Origin of the sequence: Actinotalea sp. C106 (genome assembly GCF_023630195.1) — a bacterium.
Classification (GTDB): domain Bacteria; phylum Actinomycetota; class Actinomycetes; order Actinomycetales; family Cellulomonadaceae; genus Actinotalea.
This window is the reverse complement of record NZ_JALPKN010000002.1, coordinates 16,410-40,633: the sequence shown is the minus strand read 5'-3', so window position 1 is coordinate 40,633 and position 24,224 is coordinate 16,410. Positions and strand designations below refer to the sequence as shown.

The 24,224-nt window shown below is 72.2% G+C and carries 23 protein-coding genes; 8 read left to right on the top strand and 15 right to left on the bottom strand.

What is annotated here, in order from left to right; all coding sequences use genetic code 11:
- The coding region (locus L0B03_RS00375; protein ID WP_250442626.1) for an FGGY-family carbohydrate kinase at nt 1–830 on the top strand (830 nt) is incomplete at its 5' end.
- A 71-nt stretch (nt 831–901) separates the two neighbouring features.
- Here the strand turns inward: L0B03_RS00375 and L0B03_RS00370 are convergent.
- Nucleotides 902–1,897: a pirin family protein gene (locus tag L0B03_RS00370; protein WP_250442624.1), complete on the bottom strand. Its 996-nt coding sequence runs from the start codon at nt 1,895–1,897 to the stop codon at nt 902–904.
- A 158-nt stretch (nt 1,898–2,055) separates the two neighbouring features.
- Here L0B03_RS00370 and L0B03_RS00365 point away from each other — a divergent pair, with 158 nt between their 5' ends.
- Complete coding sequence (locus L0B03_RS00365; protein WP_250442622.1) at nt 2,056–2,949, top strand: aldo/keto reductase; 894 nt, start codon at nt 2,056–2,058, stop codon at nt 2,947–2,949.
- Nucleotides 2,950–3,083: 134 nt separating this feature from the next.
- Here L0B03_RS00365 and L0B03_RS00360 read toward each other — a convergent pair whose 3' ends face one another.
- Nucleotides 3,084–3,329, bottom strand: coding sequence for a PspC domain-containing protein (locus L0B03_RS00360; RefSeq protein WP_250442620.1), 246 nt, complete (start codon nt 3,327–3,329; stop codon nt 3,084–3,086).
- A gap of 221 nt (nt 3,330–3,550) precedes the next feature.
- Nucleotides 3,551–3,982, bottom strand: a complete 432-nt coding sequence (locus tag L0B03_RS00355) for a transferase (RefSeq protein ID WP_250442618.1) — start codon at nt 3,980–3,982, stop codon at nt 3,551–3,553.
- A 143-nt stretch (nt 3,983–4,125) separates the two neighbouring features.
- On the opposite strand from L0B03_RS00355, the gene L0B03_RS00350 reads away from it, so the two are divergent.
- A complete protein-coding gene (locus tag L0B03_RS00350) occupies nt 4,126–5,256 on the top strand; it encodes a glycosyltransferase family 1 protein (protein ID WP_250442615.1) in 1,131 nt (376 codons plus the stop codon).
- Nucleotides 5,257–5,302: 46 nt separating this feature from the next.
- On the opposite strand, the gene L0B03_RS00345 is transcribed toward L0B03_RS00350, so the two are convergent.
- The 4 genes from L0B03_RS00345 to L0B03_RS00330 form a co-directional block, all read right to left on the bottom strand.
- On the bottom strand, nt 5,303–6,922 hold the full coding sequence (locus tag L0B03_RS00345) for a CYTH and CHAD domain-containing protein (protein WP_250442613.1): 1,620 nt from the start codon (nt 6,920–6,922) through the stop codon (nt 5,303–5,305).
- Nucleotides 6,923–6,982: 60 nt separating this feature from the next.
- Nucleotides 6,983–8,434 carry a nitronate monooxygenase gene (locus tag L0B03_RS00340; RefSeq protein ID WP_250442611.1) on the bottom strand — a complete coding sequence of 484 codons (1,452 nt, stop codon included), beginning with the start codon at nt 8,432–8,434 and terminating at the stop codon, nt 6,983–6,985.
- A 109-nt stretch (nt 8,435–8,543) separates the two neighbouring features.
- On the bottom strand, nt 8,544–9,311 hold the full coding sequence (gene fabI, locus L0B03_RS00335) for an enoyl-ACP reductase FabI (protein ID WP_250442609.1): 768 nt from the start codon (nt 9,309–9,311) through the stop codon (nt 8,544–8,546).
- 176 nt (nt 9,312–9,487) lie between these two features.
- The gene (locus tag L0B03_RS00330; RefSeq protein ID WP_250442607.1) at nt 9,488–10,711 is read right to left on the bottom strand and encodes a Fic family protein; all 1,224 of its coding nucleotides are present in this window, start codon (nt 10,709–10,711) and stop codon (nt 9,488–9,490) included.
- A 126-nt stretch (nt 10,712–10,837) separates the two neighbouring features.
- Here L0B03_RS00330 and L0B03_RS00325 point away from each other — a divergent pair, with 126 nt between their 5' ends.
- From L0B03_RS00325 to L0B03_RS00315, 3 genes are read left to right on the top strand one after another with little or no spacing between them, the layout of a single operon-like run.
- A complete protein-coding gene (locus L0B03_RS00325) occupies nt 10,838–11,725 on the top strand; it encodes a hypothetical protein (RefSeq protein WP_250442605.1) in 888 nt (295 codons plus the stop codon).
- A gap of 52 nt (nt 11,726–11,777) precedes the next feature.
- On the top strand, nt 11,778–12,653 hold the full coding sequence (locus L0B03_RS00320; protein WP_250442602.1) for a class I SAM-dependent methyltransferase: 876 nt from the start codon (nt 11,778–11,780) through the stop codon (nt 12,651–12,653).
- A gap of 40 nt (nt 12,654–12,693) precedes the next feature.
- Nucleotides 12,694–13,050 (top strand): iron chaperone, encoded by a 357-nt coding sequence (locus tag L0B03_RS00315; protein ID WP_250442600.1) that lies wholly within the window; start codon nt 12,694–12,696, stop codon nt 13,048–13,050.
- A 52-nt stretch (nt 13,051–13,102) separates the two neighbouring features.
- Here the strand turns inward: L0B03_RS00315 and L0B03_RS19460 are convergent, their stop codons facing one another.
- On the bottom strand, nt 13,103–13,651 hold the full coding sequence (locus tag L0B03_RS19460) for an OmpA family protein (RefSeq protein ID WP_250442598.1): 549 nt from the start codon (nt 13,649–13,651) through the stop codon (nt 13,103–13,105).
- Nucleotides 13,652–13,689: 38 nt separating this feature from the next.
- Nucleotides 13,690–14,274, bottom strand: coding sequence for a hypothetical protein (locus L0B03_RS00305; RefSeq protein WP_250442596.1), 585 nt, complete (start codon nt 14,272–14,274; stop codon nt 13,690–13,692).
- Between the two features lie 183 nt (nt 14,275–14,457).
- Between L0B03_RS00305 and L0B03_RS00300 the strand changes: the two genes are divergently transcribed.
- The gene (locus L0B03_RS00300) at nt 14,458–15,621 is read left to right on the top strand and encodes a carbohydrate-binding domain-containing protein (RefSeq protein WP_250442594.1); all 1,164 of its coding nucleotides are present in this window, start codon (nt 14,458–14,460) and stop codon (nt 15,619–15,621) included.
- 43 nt (nt 15,622–15,664) lie between these two features.
- Here the strand turns inward: L0B03_RS00300 and L0B03_RS00295 are convergent, their stop codons facing one another.
- Nucleotides 15,665–16,696 carry an aldo/keto reductase gene (locus L0B03_RS00295; RefSeq protein WP_250442592.1) on the bottom strand — a complete coding sequence of 344 codons (1,032 nt, stop codon included), beginning with the start codon at nt 16,694–16,696 and terminating at the stop codon, nt 15,665–15,667.
- A 272-nt stretch (nt 16,697–16,968) separates the two neighbouring features.
- Between L0B03_RS00295 and L0B03_RS00290 the strand changes: the two genes are divergently transcribed.
- Complete coding sequence (locus L0B03_RS00290) at nt 16,969–18,048, top strand: arabinan endo-1,5-alpha-L-arabinosidase (RefSeq protein WP_250442590.1); 1,080 nt, start codon at nt 16,969–16,971, stop codon at nt 18,046–18,048.
- A gap of 34 nt (nt 18,049–18,082) precedes the next feature.
- On the opposite strand, the gene L0B03_RS00285 is transcribed toward L0B03_RS00290, so the two are convergent.
- From L0B03_RS00285 to L0B03_RS00265, 5 genes are read right to left on the bottom strand one after another with little or no spacing between them, the layout of a single operon-like run.
- Nucleotides 18,083–20,374 (bottom strand): glycoside hydrolase family 3 N-terminal domain-containing protein, encoded by a 2,292-nt coding sequence (locus L0B03_RS00285; RefSeq protein WP_250442588.1) that lies wholly within the window; start codon nt 20,372–20,374, stop codon nt 18,083–18,085.
- Between the two features lie 43 nt (nt 20,375–20,417).
- Nucleotides 20,418–21,467 (bottom strand): ABC transporter permease, encoded by a 1,050-nt coding sequence (locus tag L0B03_RS00280; RefSeq protein ID WP_374204845.1) that lies wholly within the window; start codon nt 21,465–21,467, stop codon nt 20,418–20,420.
- 3 nt (nt 21,468–21,470) lie between these two features.
- Nucleotides 21,471–22,559, bottom strand: coding sequence for an ABC transporter permease (locus tag L0B03_RS00275; RefSeq protein WP_250442586.1), 1,089 nt, complete (start codon nt 22,557–22,559; stop codon nt 21,471–21,473).
- Nucleotides 22,556–23,365 carry an ABC transporter ATP-binding protein gene (locus L0B03_RS00270; protein ID WP_250442584.1) on the bottom strand — a complete coding sequence of 270 codons (810 nt, stop codon included), beginning with the start codon at nt 23,363–23,365 and terminating at the stop codon, nt 22,556–22,558. The genes L0B03_RS00275 and L0B03_RS00270 overlap by 4 nt, the downstream gene beginning before the upstream one ends.
- A complete protein-coding gene (locus L0B03_RS00265; protein ID WP_250442582.1) occupies nt 23,362–24,186 on the bottom strand; it encodes an ABC transporter ATP-binding protein in 825 nt (274 codons plus the stop codon). The genes L0B03_RS00270 and L0B03_RS00265 overlap by 4 nt, the downstream gene beginning before the upstream one ends.
- Nucleotides 24,187–24,224 lie beyond the last annotated feature (38 nt).

Sequence of the window (24,224 nt, the reverse complement as noted above, 5' to 3'; positions counted from 1 at the left end):
CCGGCTTGTCGCCGCCCCCCGACCTGGCGGACACGGTGGGGCCGACGACGGCGCCGCGGAGGCCGGCCCTGGCCGAGGCCCGCTGGTTCCCGGTCATCACCGACGGGTTCGCGAGCAACGTCGGTGCCGGCGCGACCGACCCGACCACCATGGCTGCGGCCACCGCGACCAGCGGCGCGCTCCGGGTGCTGCTCCCCCGCGCCGCCGAGCCGCTGCCTCTGGGCCTGTGGAACTACCGGGTCGACGGCGACCGCACCCTCCTGGGCGGGGCGCTGAACGACGTCGGGAGGGCCTTCGCCTGGGCGACCAGCACCTTCCGGCTCGAGGAGGACATCGACCCGCTGCTGACCGCACCGCCGTCGGCCGCGACGCCGCTGGTGCTGCCGTACCTGACGGGCGAACGGGCACCCCACTGGGCCGGTGACGCCCAGGCCACGATCACCGGCATCACCGCCGCGACGGACAGCGCCGCCCTGCTCCGCGGCACGGTCGAGGGCATCGCGATCACCTACGCCCGGGTGGTCGCCGAGCTCGGTCCCGCGGCGCCCGAGGCGGTGCGGATGACGGCGTCGGGCAGGGTCAGCAACGACCACCCGGGCTGGCTGCAGATCCTCGCCGACGTGCTGGGCCGTCCCGTCACCCACGTGACCCTCAAGCGGTCCACCTTGCGCGGCACCGCCCTCCTGGCCCTGGACGTGCTCGCGCCGGACGTCCCCCGGGCCCCGCGGCCGACCGGCACCACCTACGAGCCCGAGAGCAACCGTGCCGAGCACTACGCGGACCGCCAGCACCGCTTCGACGAGATGTACGACGCCGTCGTCGGCCGCTGAACCCGCCGGGGGCGGCCCGACCTCGTCTCAGCGGCGGCCGGACTGCCCGGACGGGGCCGACGGCGTCCCCGCTACAGCCGACCGCGTGACTTGAGGCGCACGTGCGGCAGGGCCGGGGCGGGTAGCGGGTCGCCCTCGTACCCGAGCACCTGCCCGAACCGTGCGATGCCCTCCTCCTCCCCGCGGACGGCGGCCTGCCACTGCTCGCGGGCCTCGACGACCTCCTCGTGCTCGCGCCCGACGAAGTTCCACCACATGAGGATGTCCTCCTCGAAGGGCGCGCCGCCCATGAGGACGAGCCGCGCGCCCGCGTCACCCGCGACGAGCTCGATCTCCTCGCGGCCGGGGGGCAGGTAGGCCAGGGCCGACGGGGCCAGCGGGTGGCCGGCCACGTGCAGCTGCCCCGTGTCGAGCATGACGCCGTGCTCGAACCCCGGCTCGACCGGCAGCCGGACCCGAGCACCGGCCGGCAGGTCGACCTGCGCGGCGACGAGCGGGGTGTCGGCCCGCGCCGGGGAGGTCGCACCGCCGAGGGCCCCCATGAAGACCTGCACCCGCGCGCCGTCGATGGTGACCGTGGGGACCTCCTCGACGTGCTCGAAGGCCCGCTCACCGTGCCGCGTCGACTCCGGCAGGGCGGTCCACAACTGGATGCCGTGCAGGCTGCTCTGGTCGGGGAAGCGCCGGACGGTACCCTCCTCCGAGTGGCAGACCCCACGACCCGCCGTCATGAGGTTGAGCTGCCCGGGCCGGATCTCCTGCACCGAGCCCAGGGCGTCCTGGTGCAGCACCCGGCCCTCGAAGAGCCACGTGACGGTCTGCAGACCGGTGTGCGGGTGCGGGGCCACATCCATGCCGCCCGTCGCCTCGACGGCGTCCGGGCCGTAGTGGTCGGCGAAGCAGAACGCCCCGATGAGGGAGCGCTGGCGCGACGGCAGGGTCCGGCGCACCGTCATCGCCCGGGGGCCACCGAGGGGCACCTCGCGCGACTCGATGATCTCGACCCCCTGGTCGAGCGTGGCGACCGTCAGGTCGTGGTCCTGCGGGCGCCGCTCGGAGTTCGTCACACCACGAGGGTAGGACGCCCCCGGGACCTGGGAGACGCTCGACCGGCGCCGGACCTCACGTCGGGGGCCACGACCTGCCGCTCGCCCGCGGGGGTGCGATGCTGGGACGGACCGGCCCGTGGCCCGCGCCGGACCGTCCCGACCCGGAGGTTCCTCCCGTGCAGCAGCGCAAGCTCGGCCCGTACACCGTCTCCGCGATCGGCCTGGGCGCGATGCCGCTGTCGATGAACCAGAAGAAGGAGTACCCGGAGCCGGCGGACGCGATCGCCACCATCCACGCAGCGCTGGACGCGGGCGTCACCCTGATCGACACCGCGGACATCTACGCTCCGGCCTGGGACCAGGTCGGGCACAACGAGCGCCTGGTCGGTGAGGCGGTCCGGACCTGGCACGGCGACACCTCCGACGTCCTGGTCACCACCAAGGGCGGCATCACCCGCGGCGACGGCGAGACGTGGGGCCGCGACGGCTCGCTGGCCCACCTGCGCGCCGCGGTGGAGAGCTCGTTGCGCGCCCTGCAGGTCGAGGCGATCGACCTGTACCAGTACCACCGCCCCGACCGGACGATGGTCTACGCCGACGTCATGGAGAACCTGGCCGAGCTCAAGCGGTCAGGCAAGATCCGCGAGATCGGCATCTCCAACGCGAGCGTCGAGGAGATCGAGATCGCGCGCGAGGTGCTGGGCGAGGGAGCCCTGGTGAGCGTGCAGAACGAGTTCTCCCCGCGCCACCCGGGCAGCTACGACGAGCTCCGGTACTGCGAGGAGCACGGGATCGCCTTCCTGCCCTGGAGCCCCCTCGGCGGCACGGGCGGCGGGGCGCAGCAGGTCGGCGAGCGGTTCGCGGTGTTCGCCGAGATCGGCCAGCACCACGGGGTCAGCCCCCAGCAGGTGGTGCTGGCCTGGGAGCTGGCCCTCAGCGAGGCGCTCATCGCCATCCCCGGCTCCCGACGCGCGACCTCGATCACCGACTCCGCCGCCGCCGCGGACCTCACCCTGGACGCCGACGAGGTGGACCGCTGCTCGCAGGCCGTGTGCCTGCCGGTGGGCTGAGCTGCCCCGCCCACCTGCCCTACCCCCCGCTCAGGTCGCACATCTGCACCGAGAACGCACGATCACAGGTGCGACCTCGGTGCAGATGTGCGACCTCGGCGGGGGCTGGCGCGGGCAGCAGGGGCCGGCGCGGGCTACGGGTTCGGGGTCGGCGGCGCAGGCGCCCACACGCTGCGCTCGTCGGGCATGAAGATCCACAGGATCGGGTAGATGAGGATCGGGGAGCCCGGCACCACGAAGAGGATGAGGATGAAGAGCCACCGCACGCTCCACGGGGTCATCCCCCAGCGGCGGCCGAGCCCGGCGCACACGCCCCCGAGGATCCTGTCCTGGTGGGGCCGGTAGTAGCCCTCGGCGTACAAGCTGTCCTGGATGCCCACGTGACGTTCCCTTCTGACCCGCTGCTGGCGGGGGATGTCCGCTCGAGGTGGGGAGCGGCGCCCGCGTCCTGCGGGCATGACACCAGCGTGGTCCTCGCGGGGGTCTGACACATCGGGGAGGCACCTGAGGCGTCCCTGATCCCTGGTCGTCGGGGGCGGCGTGCGCCTCAGGGGCCGCTCAGGGGTCACCGTCGGGCGCCCCGGGCCATCTCGAGGCTGACCTACGCGGCGCGGCCCCGTCTGACCTTGGCGGGCACGGACGGGGTGGTCGGTGCCACGACCACGTCCTGGTCCTCGGGGACTCTGGTGTCCGGCTCGAGGGCGACCCCCGCCGCGAGATGGGCACGCGCGCCGATGTGGGTCCGGTCGCCGACCCACGCCCCGGCGCCGACGACGGCATCACGGCCGACGTGGACGTCGCGCCCGAGCCGGGCCTGCTCGCCCACGACGGCTCCCGCCTCGACCCAGCCGTGCGACCCGATGCGCGCACCGGCCACGACGCGCGCCCCAGGGTCGACCCACGTCTCGCGACCGAGCGTCGCGTCCTGCGCGACCTCGGCTCCGACGGCGACCACGCCCCCGGTGTCGCGGCGCCGGTACCGGACCCGGCGGCCGGCCGGGTCCTCGAACTCCTCGTATCGATTCAGTCTCATCGTGTCTTGTTCAACGAGTCCGGCAGCCGGGATGTTCCAGCGTGCGCGCCGACGTCGTCGTCCCGCCCAGGGTTCACGCGGACGTCCCCTGCCCGCCTCCGGCGGCACACCTGCGGTGAAGATCACCTTGGTGGGATTCGAGCGTGAAGATCGCCGTCGTGTCCGAGACGTTCCTTCCCTCGATCAACGGGGTCACCGGGTCCGTGCAGCAGGTGCTGCGCCACCTGAGCCGGACGAGCCACGACGCGCGGGTCTTCGCGCTGGGTGACCCGCCCCCGGAGTGCGAGGGCTTCGACGTGGTGAACCTGCCGTCCGTGGGCCTGCCCGGCCACCGCCACGTGCGCGTCCCGGTGCCGGTGCCCGCGGTGGCCTCGGGGTCGTTGCACCGCAGGCTCGCGGAGTTCCGCCCCGACGTCCTGCACCTCGCGTCCCCGTTCACCCTCGGCGGCCCCGTGATGCGCGTGGCCGGGTCGCTCGGCATCCCCGTCGTCGCCATCTACCAGACCGACGTCGCAGGGTTCTTCCGCCGGTACGGGCTCACCGCGGCCTCGACCTCGGCGTGGCGGCACATCCGGTCCGTCCACGGGCGGGCCCAGCTCACCCTCGCGCCGTCGCCGACCTCCGCCCAGGAGCTCCTCGACCACGACATCCCTCGCGTGGAGGTGTGGCCGCGCGGGGTCGACACCGCGGCCTTCTCCCCCACCCACCGCGACGCCGGCCTCCGGGCGCGGTTCACCCCGGGCGGTGACGTCGTCGTCGGCTTCGTCGGCAGGCTCGCCGCCGAGAAGCAGGTCGAGGACCTCGCCGTGCTGGCGGACCTGCCCGGGGTGCAGCTGGTCGTCATCGGCGACGGGCCGGAGCGCGAGCGGCTCGCGCGGCGCCTGCCCGGGGCGCACTTCACCGGGTCGCTGTCGGGCCTGGCCCTCTCGCGGGCCGTCGCGAGCCTCGACGTCATGGTGCACACCGGCCCCTACGAGACGTTCTGCCAGGCCGCCCAGGAGGCGATGGCGAGCGGCGTGCCCGTGGTGGCCGTCGGCGCGGGGGGCCTGCGCGACCTCGTCGACCACAGCCGGACCGGCTGGCTCTACCCCCAGGGCGACCTCGCTGCGTTGCGCACGCGGGTGGTCGACCTCGTGGGTGACCAGGCCAAGCGCGTCGCCATGGGGGTGGCCGCCCATCAGGCCGTGCGGGCACGGACGTGGCCGGTGGTGTGCGACCGGCTGCTGCGGCACTACGAGCACGCAGCGTCCGTGGCCGCCGTGCCGGGAGCCTGAGGGCAGGCGCTCCCGTCCCGCGGCACGGCGTGGGCGCCCTGCCGGCTCAGTCCAACCAGGTGCGGAGCTTCTTCTTGCGTGCCGCAGCCCAGGCATCGCCGACGAGCTCGCCCGACTGCTCCGCTCTCGCGTCCTCGAAGGCGTGGAGACGGCCGTAGGTGAACGCGGTGCTGGGCTGATCGGTCCGGGAGGCGAGCTCACGGAGCCGGTCGCGGGTGGCCAAGGAGTCCAGGTGGTCGCCGAGCGCCTGCTGGACCCCCTCCATGGCTGCGGCGAACCTCCGTGCGTCCTTGCCGAACACCGGCGCCACCGACTCGGCCGCGTAGCGCGCCTGCTTGGCGGCCTTGCGGGCACGGTGGAGCGCTGCCTCGCGCTTGGCCTCGTCGCGCGCCGTGCGGACGGCTCGCATGGCAGCACCGACCCTCGCGTCGCTCTTCGCGACGAGTCCCGGCAGGACCTTCTGCGCCGACCGTCCGGCACGCTCGGTGAGCGGCGGGTTCTCGACAAGGGCTCGGAGCGCGTCGAGCAGGGCCCGGTACCGGTCACTGCTCAGCTGGTTCACCACGTCCTCATGCGCTGCCCGGTAGGCGTTGTCGAGCTCGTCGTCCACGCTCTCGGCGACCGCGGCATCGAGACGCGCATCGGGACGCTCCTCGTCGACGGCCGCGCCGATGCGGGCCCGCATCACCTCGGCGTCGCGGGCCTCCCCCAGGACGCGGGCCAGCCACGTGAGCTCCGTGCCCAGCGGGTCGGTGACCTTCCGGTCGAGGAGGGGCGCGAACGTGGTGAGGGCGCTGCGCAGCCTCCTGGTGGCGACGCGCATCGCGTGCACGGAGCCCTCGACATCCAGGCGCACGGGCAGGTCCTGCCCGCGGATCTTGTCGACCTGCACACCGATGTGGGCGAGCGCGACCGCCCCCGCGCGGGGCTTCTTGCCCGAGGCGGCCTTCGTGGGCGCTGCGGCCTTCTTCGCCGAGGTCTTGCGTGCCTTGCTACCCGCCGGGCTGGCCAGTGACGTGCGGCCGAGCGCCCGGGCCAGCTTCGAGGCAGTCCTGGCCGGGACCAGGCCGCTCGCCCGCAGGGCGGGGTCGAGGGAGTCCAGCAGGCTGGCGGGGCCGTCGACGAGCTCGACCTCGATCTCTCGCCACGAGGTCGCGGGCGGGCTCTCTCCCGAGTCCGACGACGGCACGGGGCGGGAGGTGACCAGGTCGTCGGCGACCTCGACGGCGACCTGCCGGGCCTCGTCGACCAGGTGCCGCACGGTGCGGTCGGTCTCGATCTTCACGACGGGGACCAGGTCGCGCCCGTCGGTGGCCGCGTAGACCATCGCGACGAGGCGCGGCGGGACGGTGGTGGCGCCACGTCCGAGGGGGAGCCGGACCTCGGACCGCGACCGGTCAGCCATCGGGACCTTGAGGTGCCAGCCCGCGTCCGAACCACCGGTGCGCCGTCGCAGGGTCAGCCCGGCCGCAGCGAGGTCGAGCTCCGCGGTGTCGAAGTAGGTGGCGCGGAGGCGCTGCCGTTCCACGCTCTCCTCTGCCCAGGACGACTCCTCCGGGCTCGACGCCCCCTCGCGCACCGACCCGAACAGCTCGACCAGGTCCGGCAGCTGGAGCTCCGCGTCCGCCTCGTACTTCGTCTCGACCTCACGATGCACCTGTGTCATCACCGCACTCTACGGCGCGGGGTGATCATCGGCGTGGGCGTAGCGGCCCGCCCTGTCGACTCAGCCGAGCAGGTACGCGAGGACGTCGGCAGCACGCCAGCCGTCCGGGTGGCGCTCGAGCAGGGCGGCGGCGCCGCTCAGGTCGGTGCCCAGGGTCAGCAGGGGCGCCTCGCGGTACCCCTCGCGCCGCGTCTGGCCGAGGCCGACGGTGGCCAGCAGGGTGTTGCACAGGCAGGTTCGCCCCGCGGTGCCCTCGACCGTGCCGCCCTTCTCGACGTAGACGTCGACGGGTTCGCCGGGGCACCGGTAGCCCACGGTCCCCGTGCTGCGTTCGAAGGGCACGCGCAGGTGGGCGACGTCGCACAGCCGTGGCCGGGCCCGGTACACCTCGGCGTCGGACTGCGTGCCGGGCATGGTCACCACCTTGAACGGGAACCCGGTGGGTGAGGCGCGTGGGTCGGTCCGCACCTCGAGGGTCCCGGCGGCCAGGTCCGCGAGCATCGAGCGGCGCAGCTCGGGCTCGATCCCGGACTCGGCGGCCAGGGCGAACAGCGAGCCCACCTGCACCCCCGAGGCCCCGGCCTCCCGCGCCCGCCTCACCTGCTCGGGCGTCCCGTGCCCGCCGCCGAGCCAGAAGGGCACCCCGACCGTGGCGACGGCGGCCAGGTCGGCCTGGTCCCGGGGCCCGAACACCGCTTGGCCGTCCTCGTCGAGGGTGAGGCGCCCCCGGGGCGGGGCGTTGTGCCCACCGGCCGGTGGTGCCTCGACGACGAAGCCGTCCGGCGTGGTCGCCGGGTCGCGGGCCAGGTGCACGGCCAGGATGTGGGCCGAGATGATCGCGAGGAGCTGCGGCCGGTGCAGGGGCGCGAGCCCGCCGCCGGTCAGCCGGTCCGGGTCGAGGTCCACGGTGTAGGCGCGGGTCGCGTCGTCGACGCGGACGTCGAGCACGACGGGCTCGTGGTGGGCCAGGCGGTTCAGCATCGCGGCGAACTGGACGGGGATCCCCGCCCCCACCAGCACGACGTCGACCCCGGCGAGCATCGCCCCGTAGGCAGCGCTCGGGCTGGCCATCTGGATCTTCTCGAGGAGGTTGATCCCCACCGGCCCGGTGTGGCCCTCCTTGGCGAGCCAGACCTCGACGAACGCCCCGACGACGCCGAGCTCGAGCCCCCCGGTCGAGGGTCGCAGGCCGAGCTTGGGCACGGGCAGGTAGGGCTGACCGGCCGCGCGGCCCTTGGCCCGGAAGTACCTGTCGAGGACGCGCTGGGCCATCGCCGGGACGGGGAAGTGCGCCAGGGCGCGGCGCAGGTGCCCGCCGGGGTCGCCGTCCTGCAGGCGTCGGGCGAGCACCACGTCGAGCGCGGTCCCGGAGACGACGCCGAGCTGGCCCGCCGCCGAGACAGCCCTCGCCAGGGGCCAGGAGGAGACGGCGACCCCCATCCCGCCCTGGATGATCGGCGGGAGCTGGGTGCGGGGCGGGGCGAGGTCGGTCGGTGCCTGGTGCAACGCCATGACGGGGACCTCCAGACGAACCTACGGGACCGTAACTTCTGCCTCCGCGAGTGTGGGCGCCCCCCTCGCCGACTCCTGGGCCCAAGGTCCCTGGAACGGCCCGGCGGTGCTACAACCCCATCGCGTGCACGCCGCCGTCCACGTGGACGATCTCGCCCGTGGTGGCCGGGAACCAGTCGGAGAGCAGGGCGAGGACGGAGCGGGCGGTGGGGTCCGGGTCACGGACGTCCCAGCCGAGGGGCGCCTTGGCGTCCCAGCCGCCCTCGATGGCCTCGAACCCGGGGATCGAGGTCGCGGCCGTGGTCTTGACCGGGCCGGCGGAGACGAGGTTGACGCGGATCCCCTGCGGGCCGAGGTCCCGGGCCAGGTAGCGTGAGGTCGACTCGAAGGCCGCCTTGGCGACGCCCATCCAGTCGTACACGGGCCAGGCGTAGCTCGCGTCGAAGGTCAGCCCGACGATCGAGCCCCCGCGGCCCATGAGCGGCAGAGCGGCCACGGCCAGGGACTTGAGCGAGAAGGCCGAGACGTGGACGGCGGTCGCGACGTCCTCCCAGGCGGCCGTGAGGAACTTGTCGCCGAGCACCGACTGCGGGGCGAACCCGATCGAGTGCACCACCCCGTCCAGCCGGTCCACGTGCTCACCGACCGCGCCGGCCAGGCCCTCCAGGTGCTCGGGCGAGGTCACGTCGAGCTCGACCACCGGTGCCGGCACGGGCAGCCGCCGGGCGATGACCTCGGTGAGCCGCATCTGCCGCCCGAAGGACGTGAGTACGACCTCGGCCCCCTGCTCCTGCGCGAGGCGGGCGACGTGGAAGGCGATCGACCCCTCCGTCAGCACCCCGGTGACCAGGATCTTCTTGCCGGCGAGCAGGGTCATGGGAACCGTCCTAGCGATGTGGGGGTGCAGGAGGTGCGCCGGACATGGGTCCATGGCGCGCCTTCGGCGACGCTAGTGGAGCCCTTCGGGTGCGCGGGGGCGGCGTCGCACTCAGGATCCGCCCGACTGGTTGTCGGGTCCCGACAACGACAGCTCCCAGCGGGCTGTCGGTCGGGTCAGGCGCGGCGCCCAGCACGGGCGGCAAACGCATCCATGGCGGTCAGGACGTGCGGCGCTTGCCAGACCTTGTGCCGTCGCGCCGAGGTCGACGGATGAAGGACGCCGGCCTTCTCGAGGACCTCGATCGCGTTGCGGGCACCACGGTCGGAGATCGCGAGCGTCGCTGCGACGTACTCCGCGTTGACGACAGGCTGGGCGAAGAGGTCGTCGGCGAGGCGCCATGCCGCCGAGTCGGATCGGGCCTTGATCTGGTCCTGCCATCCAGCGCGGAGAGCCATGACGTCGTTCGCGAGCTGGCGGCCGTTGATGATGGCGGCCACTGCCGCGTAGGCAACCTGTTCGACGATGACATCGGCATCGCCTTCGCGGTAGCTGGTGAGTGCGCGGAAGTAGCGCTCGGGATCGCGCACGAGGCCGGCGGACACGGGCACGGTCGCGTGCCGGGTCACGGCCCGGCGGCGCAAGACCTGGTGCAGCAGCACACGGCCGGTGCGCCCGTTGCCGTCGACGAACGGGTGGATGGTCTCGAACTGAGCATGAACGAGCGCTGCGTGCGTGAGTGCGGGGATGTCGTCGCGCGCAGCGAACCCGACCATGTCAAGGATCGCGGTCTGCACACGTTCATGGTGCGGGGGGATGAAGTCGGCGCCGTGCGGACTGATCGCGGAGGCGCCGACCCACGCCTGTTCGTCGCGCCACTGTCCGGCGACCTCGGGGTCTGACGCGGCGAGCAAGGCGCGGTGAACAGCAAGGATCGTGTCGGGGGTGACGTGGTCGCCGATGGCGAGGGCTTCATTCATGGCGCGCACGTTCGCAGCCACGAGCTCGGCATTCTGCTTGGCTCCGACTCCGAGGCTCGCCATGGCGAGGTTGCGGGCGTCGGTGGTCAGATGCTCGATCTGAGAGCTGGACGCCGACTCGGTGCGGAGCAGGACCGCGGGCATGGGCACAGGCATCGTCGCGACTTCGCTGTCGAACCGTGCGACGTCCGAGGTCGCGTCGTTGACGAGGACTTGCACGGTGCTGCTGATGCGCGGGGTACGGGAGGCGATCAGCGGGAGGACTGACGCCTTGTAGGGGCGGGAGATTCGCTGGCGTTCCCAGATGCTGAGGCGCCCGTCATCGAGATGCGACGTCCAGTCGCGGGGCTCGGTGGTGAGCGCGGGCCACGCTGCGTCGTCGTGCGCATCGGGCTCGACGGCCGTCCGCTGGTCGCTCACTAGGCTTCAATAAGCCGCACCTGTGTTGAAGACTGCGTGACGCTCCACGCGGTGGGTTCGGGTGGGCGCGGTGCAGGTCCAGTGAACCGAGCCGACCGAAGCCGACGCGTCACTAGCGTCGTGATCATGCTCCATCTGGACCCGTCCCCGAGCGCGCCAGCTCCCGCTGCGGCAGCCGAGGGAACGGTGGCGCGCGCACCCCGGTGGCGCCGAGTACTTGGACGGTCCGCGCTGATCAGCTCCCTCGCCGCCGCCGTGACCGGGGGCGTCGCAGCGCTGACAGCATCAGAGCGCGTGCTGGTCTTCGGATCTACCGCGCTGAGTCGGCCGGCCCTCTTCCTCACCGTCGTCCTGGCCGCGGTTGCCATGGCGGGCGGTCACCTCGTGTCGCGGGCGCCGGGGCCCCTGCGGGACGCGGAGTGGGCGGTCGTCCGTGGGCTCGTGACCTCGCTCCTGGTGGTGTCACTCCTCCTCATCCCTCTCGTCGGATTCTTCGTCCTGATCGTGGGCTACGGACTCTGGGTCTTCTTGGCCGAGCCGGTCCCGATGGTTCTGAGCGTCGTCGGTGTCGTCGTCGGCGCGGGCGTCCTGAGGCATGGACAGCCGTGGACGAGTGGGCGCGCGCCAGGCGCCGGCGGGCCGCGTCACGGGTGGACGGCACGGAGCGGCGTGCGCCGGGTCGCCTCAGCCCTGCTCACGGCGGGGGTCGTGCTGCTCGCATCGAGGGCGCTCCTCTGGGGCCTGTTCACCGCCGACGACGACGTGGTGGTCGCTACCAGCCCGGAGGGGTGCACGGCGGTCGTGCGCCAGACGCAGATCATGTTCTCCGGCGAGGCCGCGCTGTACGTCGCGCCGCCCGGCTCGGCGATCGCGACGCGGCGCGCGGCCTACCCGCTCGAGGAGACCTTCCCCTTCCCGACCGACGACGTCGTTCTCGAGACGAGTGCCGAGGACGTCCGGATCGCTGTCGACAGCGGGGGCGGCCTCGTCGAGGAGCTGGCGCCCTGCCGTTGACGGGGTGTCCGTGTCACCCATCGGCGGCAACGGCGCTGCTAGCGTCCGGCAGGTGTCCACCGACGAGTACCTCGAGCTCAACCGCACCAACTGGGACGCCCGCGCATCGGTGCATGCCCAGGGCTACGGGATCGACCGGCTGCTGGCCGACCCGGACGCTCTCTCGGCCGTCGTCGCCTTCGACCGCCCACGGCTCGGGGACGTCGCAGGCCTCGACGTCGTCCACCTGCAGTGCCACCTCGGCACCGACACCCTGAGCCTTGCCCGGCTGGGCGCGCAGGTGACGGGCGTCGACCTCTCGGGCACCTCCCTCGACGAGGCGCGGAGCCTGGCGCAGCGCGCCGGCGCGGACATCGAGTACGTCCAGTCCGACGTCTACGCGGCACCGGAGGCGCTCGACGGCCGGCGCTTCGACCTCGTCTACACCGGCATCGGCGCGATCTGCTGGCTGCCGAACATCCGTCGCTGGGCGCAGACGGTCGCCGCCCTGCTGCGCCCGGGTGGTCGGCTGTTCATCCGCGACGGCCACCCCGTGCTGAACTCGGCCCTCGCGATGACGGTCGGTGCCGACCACGTCGATCGTGAACAGCAGCCGTGGATCACCGGTCCGGGGGCGACGACGCTCGCGCTCGAGCTCCCGTACTTCGAGCAGACCGAGCCGCTCGTCTGGAACGACGAGTACAGCTACGCGGGTGCGGACAAGGTCGCCCAGCCGCGCTCGATGGAGTGGAACCACGGCCTGGGCGAGATCGTCACCGCGGTGCTGGACGCGGGCCTGGAGCTGACCTCGCTGACCGAGCACGACAGCGCCCCGTGGGAGGCCCTCCCCGAGCTGATGGTCCTCGACGAAGGCGTCGACGAGTACCGCCTGCGCGACCGGCCCGAGCGACTCCCGGCGACCTTCACGCTGACCGCCCGGCGACGCTGACCCTGATGGTCAGCGGAGCACGTGGGCGAGGATGTCGAGCATGACGACGATCGCCGATCACGACGCGTACATCGCCGCGGCGCCCGAGCAGTTCCAGCCCGCGCTGGCACATCTGCGCGCGATCCTGGCCCGCGTCCTGCCGGAGGCCGACGAGATCGTGGCGTACAACATGCCAGGGTTCAGGATCGACGGCACGGTCGTCGCCAGCTACGCGGCGTTCAGCAAGCAGTGCGGGCTGTACCTCCTTCCGGGCGCGATCTCCGCACATGCCGAGGGGATCGCGGCGGCTGGCCTCAAGGCGACCAAGACCGGGATCACCTTCTCGCTGCGCACACCGATCCCGGACGACCTCGTCGAACGACTGGCACGGGCGTCGCGAGAGGACGCCCAGGCCTGAGCGGCGGTCACGATCGCGGCGCGCCTCCGCGGCAGCCCGGTGGTGGCCCCCGTCAGCTCGTGTAGCGCAGCTCCACGCGGCGGTTGAGGGCCCTGCCCTCCGGGTCGTCCTCCCCGCTGACCGTGTTCGGTGCCACCGGAGCGCTCGAGCCGAATCCCTGCACGGTGAGGACCAGGTCCGGTCGCGCGTCGCGCACCGCGGCTGCGACCGCCTCGGCGCGTGCGGTCGAGAGCGGCAGGTTGATCGCGTCCGTGCCCATGGCATCGGTGTGACCGCCGACGAGGACCGCGACGCCCTCGGGCAGGTCGGCCACGGTCGCCGCGACAGCCTCCGCGGTCGAGTCGGCGAGCTCCGCGCTGCCGAACTCGAACAGCAGGTCGGCGGTGAGGCTGACCACGGACTCGGCGCCGTCGGCCGCCTCGACGGCGAGGCCTCGAACCGTTCCCTCGGGGTTCCAGGTGTGGACCGTCCCGCGGGGGTCCCAGACCTGGACCGAGACCGCCAGCTGCTCGGTGGTGGGTTCGCCCAGGTCCTGCCACCCCTCGTCGGGGGCAGGGGCTGCGCCGGTGACCAGCACGGCAGCTGCGAGCGCGGCAGCCACGGCTCCCACCGTGCGGGGACGCTCGCGGCGGACTCTGCTCACCGGGTCACCGGGATGTCGGTGAACTCGGGCCAGGACTCATGCAGCCGCAGGTCGACGGCGTCGACGTCGTCCTCGGGTGCCGCGAACACCGCCCAGACGATCATCGGCTCGCCGTTGATCGCCTCGTTGTACACGGCGTCCGAGGCCCAGTACTGACCGGTGTCACTGAGGGCGGAGTAGACCTTGAGGTTCTCCATGTCGACGAGCGTGGGACGGAACGCATCGGTGCCCCAGACGGCGTACTGGTTGACGCTCTCCGCGGTGCTCACGCTCGAGAAGTTCGGGGTCACCACGAGTCGCAGCACCTGGACCGAGCCCTCGACGGTCAGGGAGAGCACCCCGACGGTCGCAGTGTCGCCCTCAGAGCCCGGCACGGTGACCTCTTGGCTGACCACCACGTCGGCGGGGTCGTAGGACGCGACACCGGCGCCGGACCCGTCCACGGCGCCGCCTGGACCGGGAGCGGTCTCCGAGCTGGCGGCTGACGGGACGGCTGGGTCGGTCTCAGGGCTCGCGGTGCATCCGGTGAGGATGAGGAGCCCGGCGGCGGAGACAGCCGCGAGGCGGTGGCGCATGGACATCTGGTCCTCTCCACGGGCGCGACGTGCGCACCGACGCATGAGGGTAGCGCTGCGCGGCAGACCATCCGTGGGTCCAATGCTCCCGCCGCCACAGTCCTCGCACGGGGAGCGCACAGGGAGCGCATAGCGGCACGCGATGAAGTGGGGCTCCGCCGACACCGGACCCCGACCCAAGGACTGATCATGAGACGACTCGCCTGCACCACCACCGCCTTCCTCACCTCTGCGCTGCTGCTCACCGGCTGCGGCGCCACCGCCTCGAGCTCGGGCACCGCGACCACCGCGTCCAGCACCGAGTCGACCGCGAGCGCGTCCAGCTCGACCGCCGCGGTCGACACGAGCTCCGCGAGCGGCGACATCGACTGGAGCGCCCTGCCGACCACGGAGGTGACGCTCACCGACGACGGCCTCACCATCACCGAGGCCGGCACCTACGTCCTCAGCGGCTCGACCACCGGACAGGTCCTCGTGGCCACCGACGGGTACGTGCGGATCATCCTGGACGGCGCCACGATCGAGAGCAGCGACGGCGCCGCCATCCAGGTCGACAGCGCCGAGACGACCGTGATCGAGCTGGCGGACGGCACCACCAACGCCGTCTCCGACGCCTCCGCACGCTCCGACGAGGAGGTCGACGGCGCGATCTACTCGGCGGACGACCTGATCATCACCGGCACCGGCACGCTGGACGTCACCGCCACGTTCGCCGACGCGATCGTCGGCAAGGACGACCTGTGGATCGAGGCCGGCACGATCACCGTGACGAGCGTCGACGACGGCATCCGCGGCACAGACTCCCTGATCATCAGCGGCGGCACGATCACGGTCGACGCAGCGGGCGACGGCATCAAGTCCAGCAACGACACCGACGCCGGCGCAGGGCAGCTCGTCGTCTCCGGAGGCGACATCACCATTACCACCGGCGACGACGCCGTCAAGGCCGAGCAGCAGGTGACCATCACGGGCGGCACCGTCGACATCCTCGAGTCCGTCGAGGGGATCGAAGCGCCGGTCATCGTGATCGACGACGGTGACATCACGGTCAACGCCTCGGACGACGGCATCAACGCTGCCGCCTCGGCGATCGTGACGACCGGCCTGAGCATCACGATCAACGGCGGCGACATCACGGTCGTGATGGGCCCGGGCGACACCGACGCGATCGACAGCAACGGCGACCTCACCATCACGGGCGGCACGATCGACATCACCGCGCAGTCGGCGACCGACGTCGACGGGACGGGGACGCTGTCCGGGGGCACCCTGATCGTCAACGGCGAGCAGGTCACCGAGCTGACGACCCAGCGGATGGGCGGAGGCGGCGGCTGGGGCGGCGGCCGGCCGTAGGCCCCGGTTCAGGATCCCGCCGCTGCTCCGCCCGGCGAGGCCCCTACCGGCCCCCGGTCAAGGACCGGTGGCGCTGCTGGATCCCCGCGGGGCCGTAGGGGTAGTCGTCGGCGCGGGGGGCGCTGGCCTCGCTCAGCCGCGCGATCTCCTCGGTGGAGAGGCGCAGGTCGGCCGCGTGGAGGTTGTCGTCGAGCTGCTCGACGGTCCGCGCGCCGATGATGACCGAGGTCACCGCGGGCTGCTCCCCGAGCCACGCCAGCGCCACCTGCGAGGGGGACACCCCGTGGCCGTCGGCGATCTCCTGGACCACGGCGAGCACCTGCCAGGTTCGCTCGTCGGCGTTGCGCGCCTCCCACGCCTCCATCCCCCGCTCGGGGTTCTCCCCGAGGCGGGTGGCGCCGGTGGGGCTGACGTCGCGGCGGTACTTGCCGCTCAGCCACCCGCCGGCCAGCGGGGACCACGGCAGCAGACCCATCCCGGCGTCGAGGGCTGCGGGGACCACCTCGTGCTCGATGTCGCGGACCAGGAGGTTGTACTGCGGCTGGAGGGTCACCGGCGGCGCCCAGCCGTGCGCACGCGCGACGTGCACGGCCTTGGTGAGCTGCCAGCCGAGGTAGTTGGAGAACCCGTAGCCGGAGATCTTCCCGGCCGAGACGGCGTCGTCCAGGAAGCGCAGGGTCTCCTCGATGGGGGTGAGGGCGTCCCACGCGTGCATCTGGTAGAGGTCGACGTGGTCCACCCCGAGCCGGCGCAGCGACGCGTCCAACGCCTCGCGCAGGTGCCGGCGGGACAGGCCGACGTCGTTGGCCCCCTCCCCCATGGGGAACCGACCCTTAGTCGCCAGGACCACCCCGCGGGCGTCGGTGGGGTGCTGCGCCAGCCAGCGGCCGATGATCTCCTCAGACACCCCGGCGCTGTAGACGTCGGCGGTGTCGACGAGCGTGCCGCCCGCCTCGACGAACCGGGTCATGATCTGGCCGGACGTCTCCTCGTCGGCCTCGGCGCCGAAGGTCATCGTGCCGAGCGTCTGCGTGGAGACGACGGTGCCGCTCGCACCGAGCATGCGGTAGTGCATGGGTCCTCCTGGGTGGTCGAGGGGTCGGGCCAGCCCGACTCGCTCACCACTATGGGCGCGAGGCCTGGGCCCTCGCCACCGGCCACGAACCGTTGACGAGAGGCGGAACCGGACGTAACATTTCCTCTACATCGTTGTAGAAATTCGGGCACCTTCGATCGACACCGCTGTCGACGGGCCCGGAAGCAGGCTCGACAGACGGAAGACAGACAGCAATGGGGCTGATCCGTCCGGATGATCACCCCCTTAGACGCAGAAGAGGGGACAAGCTCATGTCGACGACGACGCATGACCACACCCGCTGGACGCCGAGAGGCGCGTTCCTGCTGGTGCTCGCACTTGCTGCCAGCATGGCCGCCGGGATCTCGGGCGCTCAGGCCTCCGTCCACACGCAGGGGCCACCCCCGTCGGGCTGCCTCGCCCTGACCGGAGACACCGGCTCCACCACGCCGGTTGACGACCCGGTGCACGACCCCGCGATCTTCAAGGACCCGTCCACGCAGACGTACTACGTCGCCTCGACGGGCGTCCTGCAGTCGCCCGAGGACCCGGGCGGCATCTACCTGCGCCGTTCCGTGGGCTCCCTGGAGGGCCCCTGGGAGTCGCTGGGCGCGCTGCCGGTGCCTGAGTGGGCGCTCGAGTACGGCTCGGAGCACCTCTGGGCGCCGGACATCGTCCGCACCGGTGACACGTTCTGGCTGTACTACGCGGTCTCCCAGCTCGGTACCCAGAACTCGGCCATCGGCGTGATGTCGACGACGACGCCCGACGACCTGGACAGCTGGCAGGACCACGGCCCGGTGTTCACGTCGGAGCCCGGGGACCCCTACAACGCGATCGACCCGCAGGTGCTCAAGGACCGGGGCACCTGGTACCTCGCTTTCGGGTCGTGGTGGGAGGGCATCCACCTCGTCGAGCTGGGGGACATGACCTCGACCACCGGTGAGCCGGTGCAGCTGGCGGAGGTGACAGGGGCTCCGTCGCTCGAGGCGCCCACGATCGTCTTCCGGAAGGGCAACTACTACCTGTTCACCTCGCGCGGCTTCATCGTCAGCGACAGCTACCACGTCCAGGTGGGACGCTCTAGGAGCCTCACGGGCCCGTACGTCGACCGCGACGGCGTGCCGCTCCTCGAGGGCGGCGGGACCGTCGTGCTCGAGACCGAGGGTGGGGCTGGCGGCCAGGACGTCATCAAGGACCGGGGCCGCTACTACATGGTCAACCACGTCTACGAGTGGGAGCCGGACCTCCAGATCCGCATGCAGATCTGCGAGCTGCAGTGGGACGAGGGCTGGCCTGAGGTCCCCGACGACGACGGGTCGACCACACCTGGGCGGAAGGGACCGCGCTGACCCGGCACAGCACCCACCCCGGACGTGGCCCGGATCAGGGCACGACGACGAACCCCGCCCGCACCTGGTCCTCCGCACGGGAGGACCGACCGACCCGTAGCTCGAAGTCCCCGGGCTCGACCACACGGGCCCCGCCAGCGTCCACCAGGCTGCACGCGCTGACCGGGAGCTCGATCCGCACCCGGCGCTCCTCCCCCGGCGCCAGCTCGACCTGCAGGAACGTCTTGAGCTCCTGATCGGCCCAGCTCACCGAGGTGACGCTGTCGCTCACGTAGACCTGGATGGTCTCGCGGGCCGGGCGGGACCCGGTGTTGGCGACCGTCACCTCGGCCTCGAGCACGTCGGCCGAGTTCAGGGTGGGCTCGAGGACGCGCAGATCCCGGTACTCCACGGTCGTGTAGGACAGGCCCTGACCGAAGGCGAAGGCCGGACGCTGGGTCAGGTCGGCGTAGCGGTCGCCGTGCTGCCCACGCACCTGGTTGTAGTAGGTCGGCTGCTGACCGACGTGCCGCGCGAAGGACAACGGCAACCGCCCCGAGGGCTCGACGAGCCCGAGGACCACCTCGGCGATCGCCCGCCCGCCGGCCATCCCGGGGTTCGCCACCCACAGCAGGGCCGAGGCCTCAAGAGCAGCCTGGGGCAGCACCAGGGGCTTGGAGGCCAGCAGCACCACGATCATGGGCGTGCCCGTGGCCGCGAGTGCCTCGAGCAGCGCGACCTGGCCGCCGAGCAGCTCGAGGGTCGCCGTCGAGCGCCCCTCCCCCACGAGCTCGATCCGGTCCCCCACGACGGCGACCACGTAGTCGGCCTCGCGGGCGGCGTCGACGGCCCGGGCGATCGCGGCGTCGTCCACCGGGGCGGAGAGCACCACGGGCGGGCGCGGCTGCCCGTCGGGGAACCGCTCGCCCTCGGGGTGGGGCTCGAGGGTGAGGATCTCCGCGCCCTGCTCGTGCGTCACGGTCCAGTCCGCTGGCACGTGGTCGCGCAGGCCGTCGAGCACGGTCGTGATCATCGAGCGTGGGTGGCCGTCGGCGATCCACCCGGCCTGGCCCGAGCTGCCCGCCCAGTCCCCCAGCTGGGTCTGCGCGTCATCGGCGAGCGGCCCGACGACGGCGACCCGCGCGGGCCGGGATCCGGCCTCCGCCACCCCGCGCCCGCCGGTCCCCGCCGTGAACCCACCCGCGAGCGGCAGCACGCCGTCGTTCTCGAGCAGCACCACGGAGCGACGCGCGACCTCGAGGTTCAGGTCGCCGTGCGTGCCGAGCACCGCGTCGATGCGCTCGGCGGAGGGCCGGCGCGGGTCCTCGAACAGCCCGAGCTCGACCTTGAGGGTCAGGATGCGCCGCACGGCCTCGTCGAAGGCGTCCTCCTCCAGCAGACCGCGCTCGACGGCCTCGAGGGCGCCCTCGAAGAAGCCCGGCGTCGTCATGATCATGTCGTTGCCGGCGCGGACCGCTGCGGCTGCGGCGTGGGCGTAGTCGGGCTGCACGCGCTGCTCCCAGACCATGCGGCCCACGTTGTCCCAGTCGGTGATGAGGGTGCCGGTGTAGCCCCATTCGCCGCGCAGCACGTCGTTGAGCAGCCAGTCGTTGACGGTGATCGGAACCCCGTCGATCGACTGGTAGCCGAGCATGAACGTGCGGCACCCCTCGCGGGCGACGCGCTCGAACGGCGGCAGGAACCAGGACCGCAGCTTGCGGCGGCTCAGGTCAGCCTCGGACGCGTCGCGCCCGCCCTGGGTCTCGGAGTACCCCGCGAAGTGCTTGGCGCTCGCGAGGATCGCCGTCGGGTCGGCGAGCCCGTCGCCCTGGTAGCCGCGCACCATGGCTGAGGCGAGCTCGCCGATCAGGTGCGGGTCCTCGCCGAAGGTCTCGTTGACGCGGCCCCAGCGCAAGTCACGGGTGATGCAGAGCACGGGCGAGAAGGTCCAGTGGATGCCGGTCGCGGCGACCTCGACGGCGGTCGCCCGCGCGACCTGCTCGAGCAGCGCGGGGTCCCAGGTCGCGGCCATGCCCAGCTGGGTGGGGAAGATCGTGGCGCCCTCGAAGAACGAGTGGCCGTGGATGCAGTCCTCCGCGATGAGCAGCGGGATGCCCAGGCGCGTCTGGGCGGTGAGGTCGTGCGCGCGCAGCACCCGCTCGGGGGATGCGTGCAGCACCGAGCCGACGTGGCGTCGCAGCACGTGGTCGTCGAGGTCGTCCCGAGCGTCGAGCTGGAGCATCTGGCCGATCTTCTCGGCCACGGTCATCCGCCCCAGCAGGTCCTCGACCCGCTCGGCGACGCCGAGGGTCGGGTCCAGGTACGGGGCGGTCGTCGTGACGGTCATCGAGGTCCTTCAGTGGTCGAGGCAAAGGTGGAGGCGCTGAGGGTCATGCTCGCTCCTCAGCGGAGGTCGCGCTGCCCGGGCTCGTCGTCGGGCGCACCGCAGTTGGACGAACCGCGGTGACCGGGTCGTTGACGTCCAGGCCCCGCTTCCTCATCGCGCGGGCACGTTCCCCGGCGGACCGCAGGCGCGGGTTGACGTACTCGTCGATGCCGAAGTTGATCAGCGACAACGCCACGCCGATCGCGGCGATGCACAGCCCTGGGGGCAGGAACCACCACCACTGGTTCTGCCGGAACGCCCCCTGCGCGCCGGCCCAGTTGAGGATCGTCCCCCAGTTGTAGGTGTTGACCGGGATCACGCCGATGTAGGACAGCGTCGTCAGGCCGAGGATCGCGGCGGTCACCGTGCCGACAAAGCTCGCCGCGATGAGGGCCATGAGGTTGGGCAGCATCTCGTTGCCGATGATGCGGTGCAGCGGCTCGCCGTTGGCGCGGGCGGCCTGGACGAAGTCGCGGTTGCGCAGGGACATGGTCTGGGCGCGCAGCACCCGGGCGCCCCACGCCCAGCCGGTCAGCCCCAGCACGGCGGCGATCACCACGAGCGGCGGGTCGTCGAACATCGAGGCCACGATGATGATGAGCGGCAGCCCGGGGATGACGAGGAACACGTTGGTCAGCGCCGAGAGGCTCTCGCTGCGCCAGCCACGCAGGTACCCCGCGATCACCCCGACGAGGACGGCGATGATCGTCGCCATGATCGCGGCGAGGAACCCGACGACGATCACCCCACGGGTGCCGTAGATGACCTGGCTGAGCACGTCCTCCCCGAGGTGGGTGGTGCCGAGCCAGTGCGCGCCCGACGGCGGCTCGAGGCGCGCAGTGCTGTCCACCTGGGTGGGCGAGAACGGCGCGATGACGTCGGCGAGGATCGCGACGAGGACGAAGAACCCGAGGATCACCAGGCCGGTGATGGACTTGCGGTTGCGGAACATCGCGAAGGCCGAGCCCAGCCGGGCGCGGCCCGTCGCCCGGGGACGTGGCGCCGGTGCCGCGTGGAGGTCGGGTGCCGGCTCGGTGCGCAGGTCGGTGGTCATGGGTCAGGCCTCCGTCTGGCGGGTGCGCGGGTCGAGGAAGGCGTAGGCGACGTCGGCCAGGATGTTGGCGACAAGCACCGACAGCGTGATCACCAGGAACACGCCCTGCATGAGGGCGTAGTCCTTGGCGTTGGTGGCGTCGAGCAGCAGCTTCCCGACGCCGGGGTAGCTGAAGACCATCTCCATGACGATCGTGCCGCCGACGATGAACCCGATCGACAGCGCGAAGCTCTGGATCTGCGGGAGCACCGCGTTGCGTGCGGCGTAGCGCCACAGCACCCGCCGGTTCGGCATGCCCTTGGCCTGGGCGACCATGACGTAGTCCTCGTCGAGCACCGTGAGCATCATGTTCCGCATGCCCAGCATCCAGCCGCCCAGGGAGGCGATCACGATGGTCGCCGCGGGCAGTGTGCCGTGCTGGATCACCTGGCCGATGAACTCCGCCGACAGCTCGGGCGTGATGCCGACGCCGTAGGCCTTGCCGATGGGGAACCACCCGAGGTTCACCGAGAACACCGCGATGGCCAGCAGCCCCAGCCAGAAGTACGGGATGGTGCTGAGGAACGTGGTGAGGGGGATGAGCCCGTCGAGCCGGCTGCCGCGGCGCCACCCGACGATCGCGCCACCGATGGTGCCGATCGCGAAGGAGACGATCGTCGCGAACCCCACCAGGCCCACGGTCCACGGCAGCGCCTGACTGATCACCTCGGTGACGGGGCGCAGGCCGTGCAGCAGGGAGACGCCCAGGTCCCCCCGCAGCAGCAGGCCCCAGTAGTCGAGGTACTGCTCCAGCATGGACGCGTCGGTGTCCAGGCCCAGCAGCGCTCGGAGCGCGTCGGCGGCCTCGGGGCTGACGTTGCGGTTGCGGGACAGGTACTGGGTGACCGCGTCCCCCTTCATCATGCGAGGCAGGAAGAAGTTGATGGTGATCGCGGCCCAGAGGGTGAACAGGTAGAACGCGGCACGCCCGGCGAGGAACCGCCACGGGATGCGCGAGTGGCCCTGAACGGTGGTGGTCGCCGTGGTGCCGACCTCGAGGGCGTCCTGCTGGGGCTGGGCTTCGGGCTGGGGCTGGGGCTGGACGGCGGTCACCGGGTACCTCCCTGCGAGCCGGACAGCGAGGCGAAGTGCTTCTCGGGGTCGGGGGACGCGGCCCGCAGCTCGCGGGTGTAGGGGTGCTGGGGGCGCAGGATCACGTCGTCGGCCGTGCCTCTCTCGACCACCTGGCCCTGGTTGAGCACGAGGATCTCGTCGCTGAAGTGCCGGGCGGTCGCCAGGTCGTGGGTGATGTACAGGACGCCGAGGCCCTCGTCGCGCCCCAGGTCGGCGAGCAGGTTGAGCACGCCCAGGCGCAGGGAGACGTCGAGCATCGAGACCGGCTCGTCGGCCACGAGCAGGCTGGGCCGGGAGGCCAGCGCCCGGGCGATCGCGACGCGCTGCCGCTGACCGCCCGAGAGCTCGTGCGGGCGGCGGTCGATCACGGCGTCGGGTTCGAGGCGCACCCGGTGCAGCAGGCGCCGCACCTCGTCCTCGAGCTCGGCCTTGGGGACGACGGCGTCCAGGCGCAGGGGGCGCTCGAGGTGGTACCGGATGGAGTGGTACGGGTTGAGCGAGGCGAACGGGTCCTGGAACACCATGCGCAACGTCTGCCGGTAGGCGCGCAGCCCGGCGCCGCGGCGTGGGATCGGCTGCCCGTCGAGGCGCACCTGCCCGCTGGTCGGCGTCTCGAGCTGGGTGAGGATCTTAGCGATGGTCGACTTGCCGCTCCCGGACTGGCCGACCAGCCCGATGGTGCGGCCGGACTCCAGGGTGAAGCTGACGTCGTCGAGGGCCTTCATCTGCCCTGCGCCGCGCACCGAGTAGACCTTGGTGACGTGGTCGAACTCCAGGACCGTCATCGCACGACCACTCCTCGTTCTCCGGTGAGGCGGGGGAAGGACGACAGCAGGGTCTTGGTGTAGCCGTCCTGGGGGTTGGACCAGATGCGCTCGGCGGTGTCGAGCTCGACGATCTCGCCCTCGCGCATGATCGCGATGCGGTCGCTGATCTCGAGCAGCAGCGGCAGGTCGTGCGTGATGAAGACGACCGTGAAGCCGAACTCGTGGCGCAGCTGGGAGATCTGCCGCAGGATCTCGCGCTGCACCAGGACGTCCAGGGCGGTGGTGGGCTCGTCCATCACCATGAGCTGGGGGCGCAGGGCGAGGGCCATCGCGATCATCACGCGCTGACGCATGCCGCCCGAGAGCTCGTGCGGGAAAGAGCGTGCGCGCTGCCGGCCCACCTTGACGATCTCGAGGAGCTCGGCGACGGCCTCGCGTCGCTCGGCGCGGGACATCGAGGGGCGGTGCACCACGAAGACGTCCTCGAGCTGCGCGCCGATGGGGGCCACCGGGTTGAGCGCGTTCATCGCCCCCTGGAAGACCATCGAGACCTTGTCCCAGCGGAACCGGCGCATCTGCTCGGCGTCGAGGCGGTCGACCTCGACGTCCTCCCCCGAGGCGTCGTGGAACACCACCGATCCGCTCGTGATGAGGGCGGGGGCCTTGAGGAGGCGCTGGACGCCGTAGGCGAGGGTGGTCTTGCCGCAGCCGCTCTCCCCGGCGAGCCCGAGGATCTCCCCGCGGCGCAGCTCGAGGGTGACGTTCTTCACCGCCTCGACGGGCGGGTCGACGTCGTAGGTGACCGAGAAGTCGTGGACGGACAGCAACGCATCACGCATCGGTGCGGGCTCGCTCTCTGGGGGTCGTCGGCCGCGAC

Excerpts from the sequence above, each read along its gene's own strand:
- L0B03_RS00285 (WP_250442588.1), bottom strand. The coding sequence starts at position 20,374 with ATGACCGTCACGACGACCGCCCCGTACCTGGACCCGACCCTCGGCGTC.
- L0B03_RS00355 (WP_250442618.1), bottom strand. The coding sequence starts at position 3,982 with ATGAGACTGAATCGATACGAGGAGTTCGAGGACCCGGCCGGCCGCCGG.
- L0B03_RS00345 (WP_250442613.1), bottom strand. The coding sequence starts at position 6,922 with ATGACACAGGTGCATCGTGAGGTCGAGACGAAGTACGAGGCGGACGCG.
- fabI (WP_250442609.1), bottom strand. The coding sequence starts at position 9,311 with ATGACCCTGCTCGCCGGCAAGAAGATCCTGGTCACCGGGGTGCTGACG.
- L0B03_RS00290 (WP_250442590.1), top strand. The coding sequence starts at position 16,969 with ATGTCGACGACGACGCATGACCACACCCGCTGGACGCCGAGAGGCGCG.
- L0B03_RS00295 (WP_250442592.1), bottom strand. The coding sequence starts at position 16,696 with ATGCACTACCGCATGCTCGGTGCGAGCGGCACCGTCGTCTCCACGCAG.
- L0B03_RS00300 (WP_250442594.1), top strand. The coding sequence starts at position 14,458 with ATGAGACGACTCGCCTGCACCACCACCGCCTTCCTCACCTCTGCGCTG.
- L0B03_RS00280 (WP_374204845.1), bottom strand. The coding sequence starts at position 21,467 with ATGACCACCGACCTGCGCACCGAGCCGGCACCCGACCTCCACGCGGCA.
- L0B03_RS00305 (WP_250442596.1), bottom strand. The coding sequence starts at position 14,274 with ATGTCCATGCGCCACCGCCTCGCGGCTGTCTCCGCCGCCGGGCTCCTC.
- L0B03_RS00270 (WP_250442584.1), bottom strand. The coding sequence starts at position 23,365 with ATGACGGTCCTGGAGTTCGACCACGTCACCAAGGTCTACTCGGTGCGC.
- L0B03_RS00265 (WP_250442582.1), bottom strand. The coding sequence starts at position 24,186 with ATGCGTGATGCGTTGCTGTCCGTCCACGACTTCTCGGTCACCTACGAC.
- L0B03_RS00325 (WP_250442605.1), top strand. The coding sequence starts at position 10,838 with ATGCTCCATCTGGACCCGTCCCCGAGCGCGCCAGCTCCCGCTGCGGCA.
- L0B03_RS00315 (WP_250442600.1), top strand. The coding sequence starts at position 12,694 with ATGACGACGATCGCCGATCACGACGCGTACATCGCCGCGGCGCCCGAG.
- L0B03_RS00340 (WP_250442611.1), bottom strand. The coding sequence starts at position 8,434 with ATGGCGTTGCACCAGGCACCGACCGACCTCGCCCCGCCCCGCACCCAG.